This is a genomic window from Streptomyces vastus (assembly GCF_039532825.1).
Lineage (GTDB): Bacteria > Actinomycetota > Actinomycetes > Streptomycetales > Streptomycetaceae > Streptomyces > Streptomyces vastus.
In genome coordinates, this window is record NZ_BAAASJ010000097.1 from 17,188 (window position 1) to 33,777 (window position 16,590).

The window sequence follows — 16,590 nt, forward strand, 5'->3', positions numbered from 1 at the left end:
GGCGGGCCCGTCGGCCCCGCTGCGGGCCGTTCGGCCCATGCGCGCTCCCGTCGTAGTGGGTCACGGTGGGAGTCAGGGGAACCCGCTGCGGCGACAGACCGCGCCTGCACGGAGTGGCGGTGGGAACGATGCCATGGAACCGGAAGCGCATCACCGCGACGACTGTGGCCGCACTCGCCGTGACCGGCGTGGGCGCCGGCGTATGGGCAGCCACCCAGGACGGCGCAACAGGCAGCGGCATAGCCTCGAACGCCGCCCGCGCCGCGTACGGACAGCCGGCCACCGCCTCGCCCGGGTGCGACAGCTACGGGCCCTCCGACTGGAACGGCGGGGGCATGATGGGCGACCGCGACGGCCGTGATGGCCGTGAGGACCACGGCATGTGGATGGGCCCGGGGATGATGGGCGGCCACCCATGTGGGCTGACCGGAACCGGGCAGCCGGTGACCTCGCTCGCCTCGGCGAAAGCCCGGGCCGGGGAGTTCGCCGACCGACTTGGCCTGCGCGTGGGCGAAGTCATGCAGTTCTCCCGCAACTTCTACGCCGAGCTGACCACCCACGACGGCAAGGGCGCCACCGAAGTCCTCATCGACCCGGCGGGCGGTGCCGTCTGGCTGGAGTACGGACCGGCGATGATCTGGAACACCGACTACGGCATGCCCATGCACCGCACCACCGGCACGGCCCGCATCTCCGCCCCTGAGGCCGAGAAGATCGCCCGCCAGTGGCTCGACGATCACCGCTCGGGCCAGACCCCCAGTGAGGCAGAGGCATTCCCCGGCTACTACACCCTGCACACCCTCAAGGGGAACAACATCACCGGCATGCTGTCCGTCAACGCCGACACCGGCCAGGTCTGATACCACAACTGGCACGGCGACTTCGTCGCCATGAGCGACGACTGACAGACGGGATCCCCCATCAGCCGTGGCTTCGGTGTTGGGGATGGGGATGGGCCATCGCGTACAGCGCTCGACCTTCCGCCGGCCTTCCGCTCCGACAGCAGAGGGCTCACTACGACAGCACCAACGGAATGCTGCGCGTCAGCAAGGACGGCAAGACCTGGGACAGGCGCGCCGAACTCGCCGCCCTCGACATCGCCGTCAGCCCCAACGACCCGGACACCGTGCTCGCCACCACCCAGAACGGCATCGCCACCAGTACCGATGGCGGCAAGACCTTCGCCGACGGCGCCGAACCGGTCCTGGCCTTCGTCTCCTGGACCAAGCCGAACGCCCTGTACGGCATCGACCCGGCGGGCGGACTCCACCGCAGCGCCGACGGCGGCACCACCTGGAAGAAGGCAGGCACCGTCCCCGGCGGACAGCCCCAGGCCCTCACCGCCGTCGACGCGGACCGCATCCTGGCCGCCACCCAGGACGGCGTCTACGAATCCCGCGACGGCGGCAAGACCTTCACCCAGCGCCTGCCCGTCACCCCCACCGAAGACCACTGAGCCCTGCCGACTCCCCTGGGGCAAAACGGGCACGCGCAGCGGCCTCCCGGCATGCGCCGCTGCCGGGAGGCCGCTCACGCGCGTTCCGTGCCGCGGACCTGCGCCTCGACCTCTTGGCCGGGGCGGCGAGTAGTGTGCCACGCACCGGCAGGTCGGTGTAGAGGTCGTACTCGAACTCCCAGGCAGTCACGGACCATTGCTCGGAGACGCCCACATTCAGCCCTCCCCGCCGGGCGCGAAGAGGGCGTGGGCGTGGAAGACGACCTTGCGGTCGGGCATCCGATCGCGGATGGCCCGCACGCCGCCGGGTCCGTTGTGCTCCCACTTCCCTCGGTCCCACACCTCGACCTCCGCGGTGTGCTCGGGCCGGTCGGCACCCCACTGCTCGACCAGAGCCTCGGCATGCACGCGGTGTCGGAAGGGAACGCGGCGTTCACCGAGGCGAGCCACGTAGACCATCGGGTCGGCCTGGGCAGGACTCGGACTCGGGCCAGGCACGAATCCGCCGGTGGACGACTGAGCTTGGTGTTTAACCTCGGCTGTTCACCTGACCCGCTGATCTTGGTTCGTTCCCGGGACAGCAGGGCGGCCGTTCTTCACGCTTCGAGGTGTCGAGCAACGTCGCGTGAAGGAACGGCCGCTGGTGAAGAGTGGACGTCACCACCGATGAACGTTCCTGTGCCGGTGTTGTGCTGGTTCCAGACCTTCGAGGACGGCGAGGTGGGTACCGCGAGTTCGTCCACTTCGCTCATGGCGTCGCGGTGCTCGGCAAGGTACTGGGCGATGAGCTGCGTCCAGGCGGTCGCTGCGAGCGCCTGGGCCTCTGGAGAGGGCGACGTGAGTTGCGCAGCGGTGTCATCCACTGCCTGAGCGGCCACTCGCTGTTCATCCGGGGTGGCCCGGCGGAAGAAGTGCGCGACCTTCAAGCGCATCTTCTCGGCACCCGACGTGGCTATGGCCGCGACGAGCGTGCCGGCTGCGCCAGTGGCCACAGCCATTAATTCGGCGTCGTACATGATCGAGATGTCTCCCCGTTCGTGGTGACGTGCCCCAGCAGGTCCTACCGGGCACCACTGACACTCCGAGGGGACAATCCGCATCCACAGACTCCGACACGGCCGTGCAGCCAGCCGAGCGACACCGGCCTCTGATCGGCACGTCGCGTGGGCCCGGATGCACCGCCTGACCAGGCAGAACACTGGGAACCTTGGTCTCAGTTCTGGTCTCGTTCACCCCCGTCCGGCACCGTCCAGGAGCGCCGCCATCACCCGTTCCACCCCAGGTCAGAACACCCCCGTCCCCCACCGAACCCCCAGACGAACATTTGGAAAGCGTGTTGGGGGCAACCCCTCACGAGTTCGAATCTCGTATCCTCCGCATCCGCCTGAACAGGCGAAACGAGGAGCCGAGCCGCAATCGCGGCTCCTCGCCGTGCGCTGGTTGCAGTTTTGGTTGCGTTTATATCCGTTGATTAAGAACATTTCGGCGAGCGGGTGGCCGGATCTTCTACTGCCGTCGGCTCGTCTCGTCGGGCTGGGCCCGCGGCGGGGAGGTGCCCCAGACTCCGTCTTCGTTCGGCATCCGCGGATCATGGAACTGCGCCATCCTTGACCTTGGCGCCGAAGCGGCTTCGGCCCGCCTGTGACGTTTCCTGTTTGTCGAGGTGCACCCTCATGAAGTCCCGATCGACGCTTGCGACTTGGCTGAGCGAACTCGACGGTCCCCGCCTGGCACGCATACTCGCCATGCGGAAGGACGCAGCCTCCTCTCCGGAACCACGCTCGGTGGGGGAACTGGCGGACCGTCTCCAACGTCCGGGGTCCGTGGCACTCGTCCTGCCCCAACTCACGCTGCCGTGCTTGCAGGCCGCCGAGGCGCTGGCAGCCCTGGGAGCACAAGCGACCCGGGACAGCCTCGCGGAGTTGCTCAGCTCGACATCCCCTGCGGCGGTACACGCGCTGGACGCGACCCTGGAGGCGCTGTCGGATCGGGCGCTCGTGTGGCACGACGGCAACGAGGCACTCCGCATGCCTACGCCCTTGCGGCAGGCGTGGAGCACGCCCCTGGGACTTGACGCCCCGCTGGAAGAGCTGCTGACCGGCACCACCTCGGAGGAACTGCGGGGCATGCTGGCGGTCCTCGGTATCAAGCCACCCGGAACCAAGCAGCAGCGACTCGCGGCTCTGGTGGAGCATCACAGTGACGCGGAACGGGTCGCCGCGTTGGTGGCTGGGGCACCGGCGGCCACACGGAAGTTGCTTGAGCAGGGCGCCAGGTCCACGCCGCGTCAGTCACTGTTCGTCGTGTTCGGAGCTCCTGGCCGCGACCTCCAACCAGGCGCCCGATGGGCACTCGACCGCGGGCTTCTGCTCCAGGACCGTCACCGGTACGGGCCCGTCCGGATGCCGGTCGAGGTGGCCTTGGCTCTGCGGGGCCCCGATTGGCACGCTCCGTTCAAACCTCTGCCGCCCGTCACACAGTTGGTGCCCATCACCTCCTCGGAGGTGGAGCGGGAGGCCGCGGTGGCCGCCACCGCGTTCGCGGCCCATGCCGCCTCCGTCCTTTCGGCGTGCGCGACCGCTCCACCGACCCGGCTGAAGTCGGGAGGGATCGGCGCGCGTGAACTGGCTCGGCTCGGCAAGGCCGCCCAAGCGGACGACGCCGTCGTACGCATCGCCCTGGAGACGGCGTACGCCGCCGGACTGCTGGCCCGCGACGGCGATCGCGTACCTCCCACCGAGGCGTACGACGCCTGGGCCGAGCAGGAGCCCGCGGAACAACTCGCCGTACTGCTCCGGGCATGGCGGGACCTGCCGCTCACCCCCACCCGGGCGCGCGACGAAGACAACAAGGCTCTTCCCGCGCTCGCCGGTGCGCCTGACTGCGACGGCTGTCTGCAGGCCCGCCACGGGCTGCTCACCGCAGCAGCGGGGCTCCCGGCAGGACAGGGTGTGAAGGTCGCTTCGGAGCTGGGGCCGCTCGTGGCCTGGCACCGTCCGCTCGCCGACGACGCCTCGCCCGAGGACACTGCACCGTTCAGCACCGTGATCCGCGAAGGCGAACTGCTGGGCGTGCTGGCACGGGGTGCGCTGTCCCCGCTCGGTGCCCACCTGGCGGCCCACGCCGACGAAGAGCTCGACATCACGGTCCGGCGGCTGCTGCCCCCCGCGACCACGACGGCCCGGATCGGCGCCGACCTCACCGCCGTCGTCACCGGCACCCCGTCCGCGCGACTCGCGGCGCTGCTGGATTCGATGGCCGACCGGGAGACCAGTGGCACGGCGTCGGTATGGCGCTTCAGTGCCGGCAGTATCCGCCGGGCCCTGGACGCCGGCCGCACCCCGGACGACATCACAGCCGACCTGGCAGCCGGCTCCGCCACGGCCCTGCCACAGCCGCTGGCCTATCTCGTCGCCGACACCGCACGAGGTCACGGGCGGGTGCGCATCGCCCCAGCGGCCTGTGTCATCCACGGCGACGAACCCGCGCTCCTGGCCGAACTCGCCGCCCACCGCGCACTGTCCAAGCTCGCCCTGCGGCAGCTCGCCCCGACGGTCCTGGTCAGCGGCAGCCCACCCGCGACGGCTCTCGCCGCGCTCCGTGCCGCGGGCTACGCCCCGGTCGCCGAGACCGCCGGGGGAACGGTACGCATCGAAAAGCGCCTGCCACACAGGGCTGCCGCTGCCGTCCCGCCCCCGCGAAGGAACGTCGGGCGGCGCGCCCCCCGGACCACCCCAACCCGCGCCTCGGACATGCCCGCCGACACCGGGATGGACGTCCTGGCCGACCGGCTGCTCAAGGCCCCGCCGACTGCACCGGAACCCGACCCGTTCGGCAGCGGGGTGCCTTTCGCGACGGACACCGAGGAGATCGTCGCCGGATACGCGAAGCACCTGTCGTACAGCGACGTCCGCCAGGTCGCGCATGCCATCGACACTGGTGCGGCCATCACGGTCGAGTACGTCGCCACTTCGGGCAACCGGACCGTACGCACCCTCAGCGGCCTGGAACTCGACCCGCCCTACCTCGACGCCTGGTGCCACCTGCGCGAAGCGGAACGCGTCTTCACTCTCTCCCGCATCCATGGCGTGATGCCCGCGTAGGACTCGGCGGCCAGGCCGGTGCCCGGATGCCCGGTTATGCCACCTCGCGGGGCACCTCACGAGGTATACTTAACCCCACATTTGATATCTGGGAGGCACTCGTGAGTCGGACGGTTATCGACCTGGACGACGACCTGGTCGCGGACGTAGCCAAAGCCCTCGGGACGAGCACCAAGAAGGAGACAGTCAACACCGCCCTTCGCGAGGTGCTGGAGAGTCGACGTCGCGCCCTGGCTCTCGCCCGGCTGCGGGCCTCGGCCGGGGACGGCGCATTCGATCTGGAGCTGTTCGAGAACAAGGGGAACTACCGCCGGTGAACGCGGCCCAGTTCCTGATCGACACCAGCGCGCTCGCTCGGTTCATGCGCGAGGACGCGGAGCAGTACGGCTGGGACCAGGCGGCAGCCGCCGGGCTCATCGCCACCTGCCCGATCACCGAGCTTGAGTTCTTCTACAGCGCCCGGTCGGCCGCCGACAGGGCGCGCGGCATCGAGGACATGCGACTGATCTTCGGTTGGGTTCCCGTCGACGACCGCGCCTACGACCGCGCCTGGCAGGTCCAGGAAGCTCTCACCAAACAGGGAAAGCATCGCAGTGCGGGTGCGGTGGATCTCGTCGTCGCCGCGACGGCCGAGTTGCAAGGGCTCACCCTCCTGCACCGTGACCACGACTTCGCCTGCATCGCGGCAGTGACCGGCCAGGCTCTCCAGTGGTACGGCCCGGAGAGCGGCAAATAGGCGGGCGATGGTTGCAGTTCTGGTTGCATTCACCTCCGTACAGCACCGTTCAGAAGCTCCACCTGCCACAGCCGCACCGCAGGTCAGAACACTCCCGCACACCCCTGTACCCCAAGACGAACATTTGGAAAGCGTGTTGGGGGCAACCCCTCACGAGTTCGAATCTCGTATCCTCCGCCAGTGCCTCACCGGGCACGATGTCGAAGGGCCCCACCGTTCGCGGTGGGGCCCTTCGACGTGCTTCTCAGCCCTCGTTGTCCTGGTTTTTGTCCACAGGGGGCGTTTCCGGGGACAAGGGGGAACCTGCCCTCATGCGGCACCCGCGGATCACGGGGATACGCCATCCTTGAACCCGGCGCCGGGGCTCCCGCGCCGCTGCGACGCTCCCAGGTCCGACGAGGTGCACCCCGCATGAAGTCCCGATCAACGCTGGCGACATGGCCGGGCAGCCTCGACGCCTCTCGTCTGGCACGCGTACTCGGGACGCGGAAGGACGCCGTGTCCCCTCCGGAGCCGCGCTCGGTGGGGGAACTGGCGGAGACCGTCTTCAGCGCCCGGGATCGGTGGCCCTGATCCTGCCGCGGCTCGCGCTGCCGCACCTCCAGGTGGCCGAGGCGCTGGCTGCGCTGGGTGCGCCCGCATCGCGCGATGCCCTGGCGGAACTGCTGGGAGCGGCGCACGACGAAACCACCCGCGAACTGGAGGCGGTGCTGGAGGCGCCGGCCGACCATGCTCTGGTCTGGCCGGACGGCACGGAGAAGCTCCGCATGGCCGGACCGCTGCGGCAGGGATGGGACGGGCCCCTGGGGCTGGATGCCCCGCTGGAGGAACTACTCGCGGGCACGACCTCCGACGAGCTGCGCGGAATGCTGGCGGCACTGGGCGTCAAGCCGCCGGGCACCAAGCCGCAGCGGCTCGCCACACTGGTGGAACACCACAGCGACCCGGGGCAGATCGCCTCAGTGGTCGCCAAGGCCCCTGCGGCGGCCCGGGAACTGCTCGAACGCCGAGCGGAGGCTGCGCCGGGGGAGCCCGCGCAGTTCATCATGTTCGGGCATCCGATCGGATCTGGGGCCCCTGATCGCCTGGCACCGCCCGCTTGCCGACTCGTCCCCCCAGGACGGAACGCCGTTCGCCGCCGTGATCCGTGAGGCTGAACTCCTCGGCGTACTCGCTCGCGGCGCCCTCTCCGCCCTTGGCGTCCACCTGCGGGCCGACGACACGGAGGGACTGAGCGCCGAGTGCCGGCTGCTGCTGCCCCCGGCCACCGCAGTGGCCCGGATCGGCGCCGACCTCACTGCCGTTGTCACCGGCACACCGTCCGCGCGGCTGGCCGCACTCCTGGACTCAGTCGCCGACCGGGAGACCAGCGGCACGGCATCGGTGTGGCGGTTCAGCGCCGGCAGTATCCGCCGGGCCTTGGACACCGGCCGTATCCCCGACGACATCAAAGCCGACCTGACCGCTGTCGCCGCCGGGCCTCTGCCGCAGCCGCTGTCGTACCTGATCGCCGACACCCCGCGCGGCCACGGGCGTGTACGCATCGCCCCCGCCGCCTGCGTCCGCCACGGCGACGAGCCCGTGCTCCTGGCGGAACTCGCTGCCCACCGAAAGCTCGCCAAGCTTGGGCTACGGCAGCTGGCACCGACGGTGCTGATCAGCCGCGCCCACTCGACACGACTGTCGCCGCGCTCCGGGCCGAGGGATACGCCCCTGTCGCCGAGACAGTCGAGGGCACGGTACGCGTCGAGAAGGCCCAGCCTCGGCGGGGCACCGCTCCCGTTCCACCTCTGCGCGGCACCAGCGCGAAGGACAGCGGCCGGATCGCTGCCACGCGTGCGACAAAGGCATCCGCCGCCATCGACTGCAACACCCTGGCGGCCCAGCTGCTGGCCGCCCCGCCCACGACCCCCGAACCGGCGCCGTTCGACGGAGGAGTGCCCTTCGCCACGGACACCGAGGTGATCGTCGCAGGGGGGGTGAAGCGCCTGCTGTACGGCGACGTCCGCCAGCTCGCCCCCGCCATCGATACTGGTCAGGCCATCACCGTCGAGTACGTCGCCACCTCCGGCAATCGGACCGTGCGTACTCTGAGCCGCCTCATGCTCGACCCGCCCTACCTCGAAGCCTGGTGCCACCTCAGGGACGCTGAACGGGTCTTCACCCTTTCCCGCCTCCACAGCTTCATGAGCGTGCCCGAATGAGAAGGAAGATGGTATCGATCGAGATAGTATCTCTCTCGATACCATCTTCTGCAGGAGGCTCGTCATGCGCCGTTTCATTGGGCGGGACCGCGAGCTGAACGTGCTCGGCAACGCCTTGCAGGCGGTTCGCGATGCCGTCGGGCCAGCGAAGCCGGGCCAGTGCATCCTCATGCGAGGAAGGCGGCGGGTCGGCAAGTCCAGCCTCGTCGAGGAGTTCCTCCGGCGCACCGAGACGCCGTACCTTTTCTTCACCGCTGCGGGCGGCACGGCTCAGGACGAACTGACGGAGTTGCTCGACGCCGTCGCCAGGTCCACGCTGCCGGGGCGGGAACTGTTTGAGGAGGAAACCCCGGAGCAGTGGAATGCGGCATTCAGGCTGCTCGCGGAGATCCTGCCCGATGACAGCCCGAGCGTGGTCGTCATAGACGAGGTTCCGTATCTCATGGACCGCATCGACGCCTTCGAGGGCATGCTCCAGCGGGCATGGGACCGGCTGCTCAGCCGTAAGCCGGTACTCCTCCTCCTGGTCGGATCCGACCTGTCGATGATGGAGGCGCTGAACAGCTACGACCGCCCCTTCCATCAGCGCGGCCGGGAAATGGTCGTGGGGCCGCTGAACCCGGCCGACATCGGCGAGATGCTCGACCTGTCGCCGGCGGCCGCCTTCGACGCCGCCCTCATCACGGGCGGTCTCCCGCTGATCTGCGCGGAGTGGCGGGCGGGAGCGGATGTCTGGGAGTTCCTCCGCGACTCGCTGGACAACCCGATCTCGGCGCTGCTGGTCTCCGCCGAGCGCTCATTGGCCGCTGAGTTCCCACCGCAGGCGATGAGCCGGGAAGTGCTGCGGGCCATCGGAAGCGGGGAGCGAACGTTCACCAACATCGCGCGCGCCGCCGGCGGCATCGCCCACACCACTCTCACTCGAGCCACGGATGTCCTGACAGGGAAACGGGTGGTGGCAGCCGAGCTGCCGCTCTCGATACGGCCGTCGAAGGAACGCCGCTACCGGGTGGCCGACCCTTACCTGCGGTTCTGGCTCGCGTTTCTGGATCCGCACATGGCGGAGATCGAGCGAATGCGAGGAGATCTCACTCTGGCCCGGATCAAGGAGCAGTGGACCAGCTGGCGGGGCCGAGCGATCGAACCGCTGGTCCGGGAATCCCTCGCCCGTCTCCTGCCGGACGGGCTCCTGCCCGCCGCCCCGGCGATCGGCGGGTACTGGACCCGCAGCAACGACGTCGAAATCGACTTGGTGGGCGCCGACCGGCAGCCGGTGGCCAGGCAGTTGCTCTTTCTGGGGTCGGTCAAGTGGCTGGAGACTTCCGCGTTCGACAGCCATGACCTGGCCGCGCTGCAGAAGCACCGGGCGGCAATCACCGACGAGCCCGTTCCGCTCGTGGCGGTCTCCCGCAACGGGACCAGTTGTTCCGGGCTCCAGGCGGCGTACGGTCCCGAGGAATTGCTCAGTGCCTGGCGCAGGGCGTGAGCAGGGACCGGCCCCGCTGGTTGCAGTTCTGGTTGCATTCACCCCCGTCCAGCGCCGTCCGCCACCTACCCCCAGCCCCACTCTGCCGCAGGCCAGAACGCTCCTGATCACTCCTGAACTCCCAGACGAACATTTGGACGATGTCGAAGGGCCCCACCGTTCGCGGTGGGGCCCTTCGGCGTGCGTGCACGCCGTCGTACATGCCCACCACTGAGCAACCCACATCGAGTGGTCCGGACCATGCCGCAACAACCCAGGTCGCTGATCTGGGGGTTCGGTATTTCGTGCGTGATGATGGTGATCTGGCGGGTAAGTACCAAAAAGGATCGAATGTCGGGGTGTGTGGTGCGCTCTCGAGTGCCACGCCGACACGTGCCCTGAGCTGTGCGGATCTCAGCGCGGTCGAGAACGCGACGAGAGCGAGATGAGCGACCATGGAACGGCGTGCCGTCGACGACCAGGAAGCGCGTTCCGTCGGGGACGTCGTAGGCGAGGAGCTCACCGCACGCGCCAACGTCGACGAACACGGCACCGTGATCGGGTGGAGTGAGGGTGCGGAGCACCTGCTCGGGTATGCGTCGGCGCAGATCCTGGGCCGGCCGGCGGCCTCACTCCTCGCCGAGGAGCCCACGACGAGCGACCTCCCGGCCTTCTCGGCACTGCAGAGGTGGCACGGCACTCTCGCTCTCCGGCACCGCGACGGCTACCGCCTGGAGGCGAGGGTCCTGGCGCATCACAGGACACCTGACGACGGGCCCCGCGACTGGCTCCTGGTCTCCGCCGTGACCGGGGCGCAGCCCCATCGTGACGACGAGGCGCTCGTGAGGCGGGGTTTGCTCGACTCCCCGTGCTGCGCGACCTCGGTGTATGACACGGACCTGCGCTTCCGCCGGTCCAACCGGTCCGGGCAGGACGCACTGGGCCTGAGCGACGACGACATGCGTGGGCTGCGGCTGACGGACGTGCTCGCCGAACCGGTGGCGGAAGTAGCCGAGCGGCGGATGCGGCGGGCCCTGGAAACCGGCGAGACGCAGTACATGGAGAACCACGCGCGCGCCCCCGGCGAGACCCGTGAGCACGCCTGGTCGGTCCACTTCTACCGCCTGGAGGACCCGGACGGCCGGGTCCTGGGCGTGGCGTCCACCGGGCACGACATGACCGAGCAGTACTGGGCCCGCAAGCGCCTTCAGCTGATCGCCGAGGCCAGTACCCGTATCGGCAGCACGCTCGACGTGACGCGGACGGCGCAGGAGCTGGCGGACGTGGCGGTTCCGGGACTCGCCGACTTCATCAGCGTCGATCTCCTGGTGTCCCTCGACGGCCTGCCCGAGCAGTCCCCGGAAGCGCTGATGGCGGGCAGCCGTCTCGCGCTGCGGCGCATCGCCCACCAATCCGTGTATCCGGGAAGCCCCGAGGCGGTCATCGCGCCGGGCGAGGTGGACGAGTACCCGGAGGGGTCCCCTCCGGGTGAGAGTCTGCGGTCGGGACGCGCCGTGCTGTACCAGGTGACCGAGCCGGCGATCGCCGACTGGGTGGCCGAGGATCCGCTCCGGTCATCCCGGATCCGCGAATTCGGCTTCCACTCGGTGATGACCGTGCCTCTGACGGCACGCGGAGCCACGCTGGGCGTCGTCGTCTTCGCTCGTCACCGGCACCCCGACCCGTTCCAGGAGGACGACCTGGTGCTGGCCGAGGAACTGGCGGCCCGGGCGGCGGTCTGCATCGACAACGCCCGCCGCTACACCCGCGAGCGCAGCACGGCGGTAACCCTGCAGCGCAGCCTGCTGCCGCAGCGGCTGCCGGAACAGACCGCGGTGGACGTCGCCTTCCGCTACGTCCCGGCCGGTGCCCGGGCCGGGGTGGGCGGAGACTGGTTCGACGTGATCCCGCTGTCCGGAGCCAGGGTGGCGCTGGTCGTGGGCGACGTCGTGGGCCACGGCATCCACGCCGCCGCAACCATGGGACGGCTGCGTACGGCCGTACGAACTCTCGCCGACATCGATCTGTCCCCGGACGAACTGCTCACTCACCTCGACGACCTGGTGGGCCGCCTGGCCTTGGAGGCGGAGGGCGCGGAGCGGACCGCCGGGAACGCCGGAGAAGGGGAGACCACGGGTGACGTCGGGGCGACCTGTCTCTACGCTGTGTACGACCCCGTCTCCCGCCGTTGCACACTGGCCCGGGCCGGGCATCCGCTCCCGGTCGTGGTGAGCCCGGACGGCACCGCGGAACTGCTCGCCGTTCCGGCGGGACCGCCGCTGGGCCTGGGCGGACTGCCCTTCGAGGCGATGGAGACGGAACTGCCGGAGGGCAGCCTGCTCACCCTCTACACCGACGGCCTCATCGAGTCCCGCGACTACGACATCGACGACGGCGTCTCCCGGCTGCAGCGGGTCCTCGCCGGTCCCGCGGTCTCCCTGGACGTGCTGTGCGACACGGTGATCGCCACCTTGCTCCCCGGTCGGCCCGCCGACGACGTGGCCCTCCTCGTCGCCCGCACCCGGGCACTCAAGGCCGACCGGGTCGCCACCTGGGAGGTGGCCCCGGACCCCGCCACCGTTGCCGAGGCCCGCAAGAACGCCGTCGGTCAGCTGGCGGCGTGGGGCCTGACTGATGCGGCCTTCGTGACCGAGCTGATCGTCAGCGAACTGGTCACCAACGCCATACGGCACGCCGAGCCGCCCATCCAGCTGCGTCTCATCCACGACCGGAGTCTCATCTGCGAGGTCTCGGACGCCAGCAGTACGGCACCCCACATGCGCCGCGCCCGCACCTACGACGAGGGCGGCCGAGGCCTGCTCCTGGTCGCTCAGCTGACCCAGCGCTGGGGCACCCGCCACACCACCAAGGGCAAGACGATCTGGGCGGAACAGAGTGTCGAGTACAGCTGACGCCGGCCTGCGGCAGCTCGGCGCGCTACGCGATGCGGCACCTACGTGTGAGGAGAACGCCGACGCGAGCCCAAGGGCACTGCGAAAGGCCGCGAGGCCCGCGACGTCCGCGACCGGAAGCGGGACCAGCCACACACAATCCTCACCCGCCGAACGGCACCCCAACCCACCACCCCCGTAGCCCGCCCGACCGGCGGAGGCAGCCCGTTAGGCTGACCCCGTGAAGCTCCTCGTCATCGGCAGCGGTGCCCGCGAACACGCCCTGTGCCGCTCTCTCTCCCTCGATCCCGCCGTCACCGCCCTGCACTGTGCCCCCGGTAACGCGGGCATCGCCGAGGTGGCCGAGCTGCACCAGGTCGACGCCCTCGACGGCAAGGCCGTGGCAGCGCTGGCCACGGAGCTCGACGCCGATCTGGTCGTCGTAGGCCCGGAGGCACCGCTCGTCGCAGGGGTCGCCGACGCCGTGCGCGATGCGGGCATCCCGGCGTTCGGTCCCTCCAAGGAGGCCGCGCAGCTCGAGGGCTCCAAGGCCTTCGCGAAGGAAGTGATGGCGGCCGCGGGCGTCCCGACCGCCCGCTCCTACGTCTGCACGACTCCCGAGGAGGTCGAGGAGGCGCTCGACGCCTTCGGCGCTCCGTACGTCGTGAAGGACGACGGTCTCGCGGCCGGCAAGGGTGTCGTCGTGACCGGCGACCTCGAGAAGGCAAGGGCGCACGCCAACGCCTGCGACCGCGTGGTCATCGAGGAGTTCCTCGACGGCCCCGAAGTCTCCCTCTTCGCGATCACGGACGGCGAGACCGTCGTCCCGCTGCAGCCCGCCCAGGACTTCAAGCGGGCCCTGGACGGCGACGAGGGCCCCAACACCGGTGGCATGGGCGCGTACTCCCCCCTGCCGTGGGCGGAAGCCGACCTGGTCGAGGAGGTCATGAACACCGTCCTCCAGCCGACCGTCGACGAGCTGCGCCGCCGGGGCACCCCCTTCTCCGGCCTCCTCTATGCGGGCCTGGCGATCACCAGCAGGGGCGTACGGGTCATCGAGTTCAACGCCCGTTTCGGCGACCCCGAGACCCAGGTCGTTCTGGCCCGCCTGAAGACTCCGCTCGCGGGCGTACTCCTGGCCGCCGCCCAGGGCACGCTCGCCGACCTCCCGGACCTGCGCTGGAGCGACGACGCGGCCGTCACAGTGGTCATCGCCTCCCACAACTACCCCGCCACCCCGCGCACCGGCGACCCCATCGAGGGCCTCGACGAGGTGGCCGCACAGGACGCTCCGCATGCGTACGTCCTGCATGCCGGCACCAGGCGCGACGGCGACGCGATCGTCAGCGCGGGCGGTCGTGTGCTCTCCGTCACGGCGAGCGGTACGGACCTGGTCCGGGCCCGCGAACGCGCATACGCGGCCGTCGACCGCATCCGCCTCGACGGCTCGCATCACCGCACGGACATCGCGGCCAAGGCGGCGGCCGGATCGTAACCCTCCTTCTCACCCTTCCCGTCAGGCCTTTCTCACCCCTCCCGTCAGCCACCTCTCCCCAAAGCCATTCCATCGAGTGACCGATCCTCTATCCGGCTGACGTGGGCCGGAGCCCCAACTAGGGTGCGGCGCAAGCGGTCCGGCACTTGGCCCACCGGCATTGCGATGTCAGTCCTGGGTGCCACAGTGGGGGAGTGAGCAACGCCATGGACGTCCGCCGGCAGTGGCTCGGTATGCACGCGCCGGGCGGCTTTAGGGGGTGACACCGGTCGTGTCCGGTACGGGTGTGGAGGCGGGCGCGCAGAGTGCGCGCTCCCGGGCTCTCGCCGTGCTGCGTATCCGCAGCAGGGCGCTGGCCGTCGCCCTGCTGCCCACGGCCGTCGCCGTCGTCCTGCTCGTCGCCGGGGCCACGGACCATGTGGACGGCGGGGGCTGGCGGCTCGCGAGCTGGATCCTGGCCGCCGTCGCGTTCCTGGCCCTCCTCGCCGCCGCGGGCATCGCACTGGTCGTCGCCCGCTCCCGGCCGGCCGTGAGCCCCACGATCCCGATCTCCGAGGAGTCCGCGCCCGATCTGTACCGCATGGTGCGGGACCTGGCCGACCGCCTCGAGGTGCCCGCCCCCTCCGCGATAGCGCTCACCCCGGACTGCGACAGCTGGCTGGAGGACCGCACCCACCGGGCCCACGGCCCGCCCCGTCCGGAATCCCCGGACGAGATAGCAGGTGTACGCGGCCTCCAGACCCGTACGCCCGCCGCGCCCGTCCTCGTCATCGGCTCGCCCTTCCTGTGGTGGATGCGCGTCGGTGAGCTGCGCGCGGTCCTCGCCCCGGTCGTCGCGGGTACGGGACCGTCGGCGCACCCCGACATAGCCGCGGCCCGCCGTTTTGTACGGGGCCTCGACGCGGCGGTGGCGGTGACGGCCGCCCCCGCACGTGGAGGTGTCACCCACGTGGCCCTCGCCGGTGTCGGCTGGGTCGCGCGTCTGCTCCTGCGCAGCTGCCGAGGCCATGCGGCGGAGATGGAGCGGGGCGTTGCGGCGGCGGCAGCCGACCGTGCACAGGCTGTGGACTACGGTCTGCGGATTGTCGCGCAGGAGCAGGTGGGGCTCGCGTATGCGGGCTGGGACCGGCTGCTGACCCGCGTCGCGCTGCCTGCCTGGCGTATGGGCCGCTGGCCGTCCCGCCTGGACGCGGGCGTCGTCGCGGCCCTCACCGAACTGTCCCGGCGCGACCGCCTCGCCGAGGGTTTCGCCTCCCGCCTGGGCGAGCGCCCGGCCTGCGACCTCCTGGAAGAGCCCGGCGTGATCGACGAGGCCGCCTCCCTCCTGGCCGCTCGCCTCTTCCACGGTGGCCCCGCCGACGCTGGCCCCGACTGGGCACCTGTGGACTGGGGTGAGTACCCCGATGAGGTCGTCGACCGTAAGTGGCGTATGGACGCGGCTCGGCTGCACCGGGTGCTGGACGCGCAGGGCGTCAGCCGCTCCTCGGATCCGACGGTCCTGGCGCCCGGGGGACCGACGCTGGCTCGGGTGATGGATCACCTGACGGCTCTGACGGGAGCGGGGGCCTCCGGCGGTTCGGGGGGCGGCGATAAGGCGCGGGTCCCTCGGGAGGCGGCCCTCGCCGAACCGGGCGTTCCGTACGGTGCGTACGAGGACGAGGACGACGACGACGGAGGCGGCGTCGCCAACGCGCGGACCGCCGCGCTGGCAGCGGGCCTCAGCGCGGAGCTCGCCCGTGAGGAGGCTGCCGCGCCGGCGATACGTCCGGCGTCGCCGCCGAATGGCGTCCCCGCCGTCCAGAGCGGGCCGGACGCCGCTCTCTGGGACGACGGAACGCTGCCGCTCTTTCCGCTGCAGCAGCCGCGGACAGCGCGCGAAGTCCTCACGGACCATGTCACGGCGATGGTCTGCTGCGCTGCGATGGACACGGCCGGTGCGAGCCCTGGCCTCGACTGGCTGGACGGCCCGTCCCTCCTCGTCAACGGCGAACGCTCCGCCGACCTCACACCGCGGGTCCTGGCCCTCATAGAGGGGGGCGACCCCACACCCCTGCGGGACTGGCTTCGCAAGGCGGGCATCCGCGCGGAGAAGCCGGTTCGGCTGGTCTGAGGTTCGTTGTCGGGCGCGACCAGCCACAACGCACCCGCAGCAGCGACACGACTGTCACCCCCCACCCCCTGGCGGGGGCCCGGGGCGCAGCCCCAGTGACCGGACGGGTAGGGGCGGCGGGGGCGATAAC

General features: G+C 70.5%; 15 protein-coding genes. 13 read left to right on the forward strand and 2 right to left on the reverse strand.

Annotated features, from left to right (window positions below; genetic code table 11):
* Positions 1-119 precede the first annotated feature (119 nt).
* Complete coding sequence (locus ABD357_RS30090) at positions 120-860, forward strand: hypothetical protein (RefSeq protein ID WP_344394169.1); 741 nt, start codon at positions 120-122, stop codon at positions 858-860.
* 173 nt (positions 861-1,033) lie between these two features.
* Positions 1,034-1,456 (forward strand): WD40/YVTN/BNR-like repeat-containing protein, encoded by a 423-nt coding sequence (locus ABD357_RS30095; RefSeq protein ID WP_344394170.1) that lies wholly within the window; start codon positions 1,034-1,036, stop codon positions 1,454-1,456.
* A gap of 216 nt (positions 1,457-1,672) precedes the next feature.
* Here ABD357_RS30095 and ABD357_RS30100 read toward each other — a convergent pair whose 3' ends face one another.
* Together ABD357_RS30100 and ABD357_RS30105 are read right to left on the reverse strand one after the other, a co-directional pair.
* Entirely contained in the window at positions 1,673-1,864 is a 192-nt protein-coding gene (locus tag ABD357_RS30100; RefSeq protein WP_344394171.1) for a hypothetical protein, read from the reverse strand.
* A gap of 188 nt (positions 1,865-2,052) precedes the next feature.
* Positions 2,053-2,472, reverse strand: a complete 420-nt coding sequence (locus ABD357_RS30105) for a hypothetical protein (RefSeq protein ID WP_344394172.1) — start codon at positions 2,470-2,472, stop codon at positions 2,053-2,055.
* A gap of 657 nt (positions 2,473-3,129) precedes the next feature.
* On the opposite strand from ABD357_RS30105, the gene ABD357_RS30110 reads away from it, so the two are divergent.
* From ABD357_RS30110 to ABD357_RS30160, 11 genes are all read left to right on the forward strand, one after another.
* The gene (locus tag ABD357_RS30110) at positions 3,130-5,559 is read left to right on the forward strand and encodes a helicase-associated domain-containing protein (RefSeq protein WP_344394173.1); all 2,430 of its coding nucleotides are present in this window, start codon (positions 3,130-3,132) and stop codon (positions 5,557-5,559) included.
* A gap of 101 nt (positions 5,560-5,660) precedes the next feature.
* A complete protein-coding gene (locus ABD357_RS30115) occupies positions 5,661-5,876 on the forward strand; it encodes a type II toxin-antitoxin system VapB family antitoxin (RefSeq protein WP_307662469.1) in 216 nt (71 codons plus the stop codon).
* The gene (locus ABD357_RS30120; RefSeq protein ID WP_053752750.1) at positions 5,873-6,295 is read left to right on the forward strand and encodes a PIN domain nuclease; all 423 of its coding nucleotides are present in this window, start codon (positions 5,873-5,875) and stop codon (positions 6,293-6,295) included. The genes ABD357_RS30115 and ABD357_RS30120 overlap by 4 nt, the downstream gene beginning before the upstream one ends.
* A 411-nt stretch (positions 6,296-6,706) precedes the next feature.
* Positions 6,707-6,868, forward strand: a complete 162-nt coding sequence (locus tag ABD357_RS30125) for a hypothetical protein (protein ID WP_344394174.1) — start codon at positions 6,707-6,709, stop codon at positions 6,866-6,868.
* Entirely contained in the window at positions 6,859-7,446 is a 588-nt protein-coding gene (locus ABD357_RS30130; RefSeq protein WP_344394175.1) for a hypothetical protein, read from the forward strand. The genes ABD357_RS30125 and ABD357_RS30130 overlap by 10 nt, the downstream gene beginning before the upstream one ends.
* Positions 7,436-8,260 (forward strand): helicase-associated domain-containing protein, encoded by an 825-nt coding sequence (locus ABD357_RS30135; RefSeq protein WP_344394176.1) that lies wholly within the window; start codon positions 7,436-7,438, stop codon positions 8,258-8,260. The genes ABD357_RS30130 and ABD357_RS30135 overlap by 11 nt, the downstream gene beginning before the upstream one ends.
* The gene (locus ABD357_RS30140; protein ID WP_344394177.1) at positions 8,233-8,499 is read left to right on the forward strand and encodes a WYL domain-containing protein; all 267 of its coding nucleotides are present in this window, start codon (positions 8,233-8,235) and stop codon (positions 8,497-8,499) included. Before ABD357_RS30135 ends, ABD357_RS30140 begins: the two co-directional genes overlap by 28 nt.
* Before the next feature lie 64 nt (positions 8,500-8,563).
* Complete coding sequence (locus tag ABD357_RS30145) at positions 8,564-9,985, forward strand: ATP-binding protein (RefSeq protein WP_344394178.1); 1,422 nt, start codon at positions 8,564-8,566, stop codon at positions 9,983-9,985.
* 434 nt (positions 9,986-10,419) lie between these two features.
* Positions 10,420-12,876 (forward strand): SpoIIE family protein phosphatase, encoded by a 2,457-nt coding sequence (locus ABD357_RS30150; RefSeq protein ID WP_344394179.1) that lies wholly within the window; start codon positions 10,420-10,422, stop codon positions 12,874-12,876.
* Between the two features lie 220 nt (positions 12,877-13,096).
* Positions 13,097-14,350: a phosphoribosylamine--glycine ligase gene (purD, locus tag ABD357_RS30155; RefSeq protein ID WP_344394180.1), complete on the forward strand. Its 1,254-nt coding sequence runs from the start codon at positions 13,097-13,099 to the stop codon at positions 14,348-14,350.
* 271 nt (positions 14,351-14,621) lie between these two features.
* A complete protein-coding gene (locus ABD357_RS30160; protein ID WP_344394181.1) occupies positions 14,622-16,460 on the forward strand; it encodes a M48 family metalloprotease in 1,839 nt (612 codons plus the stop codon).
* Positions 16,461-16,590: the final 130 nt, after the last annotated feature.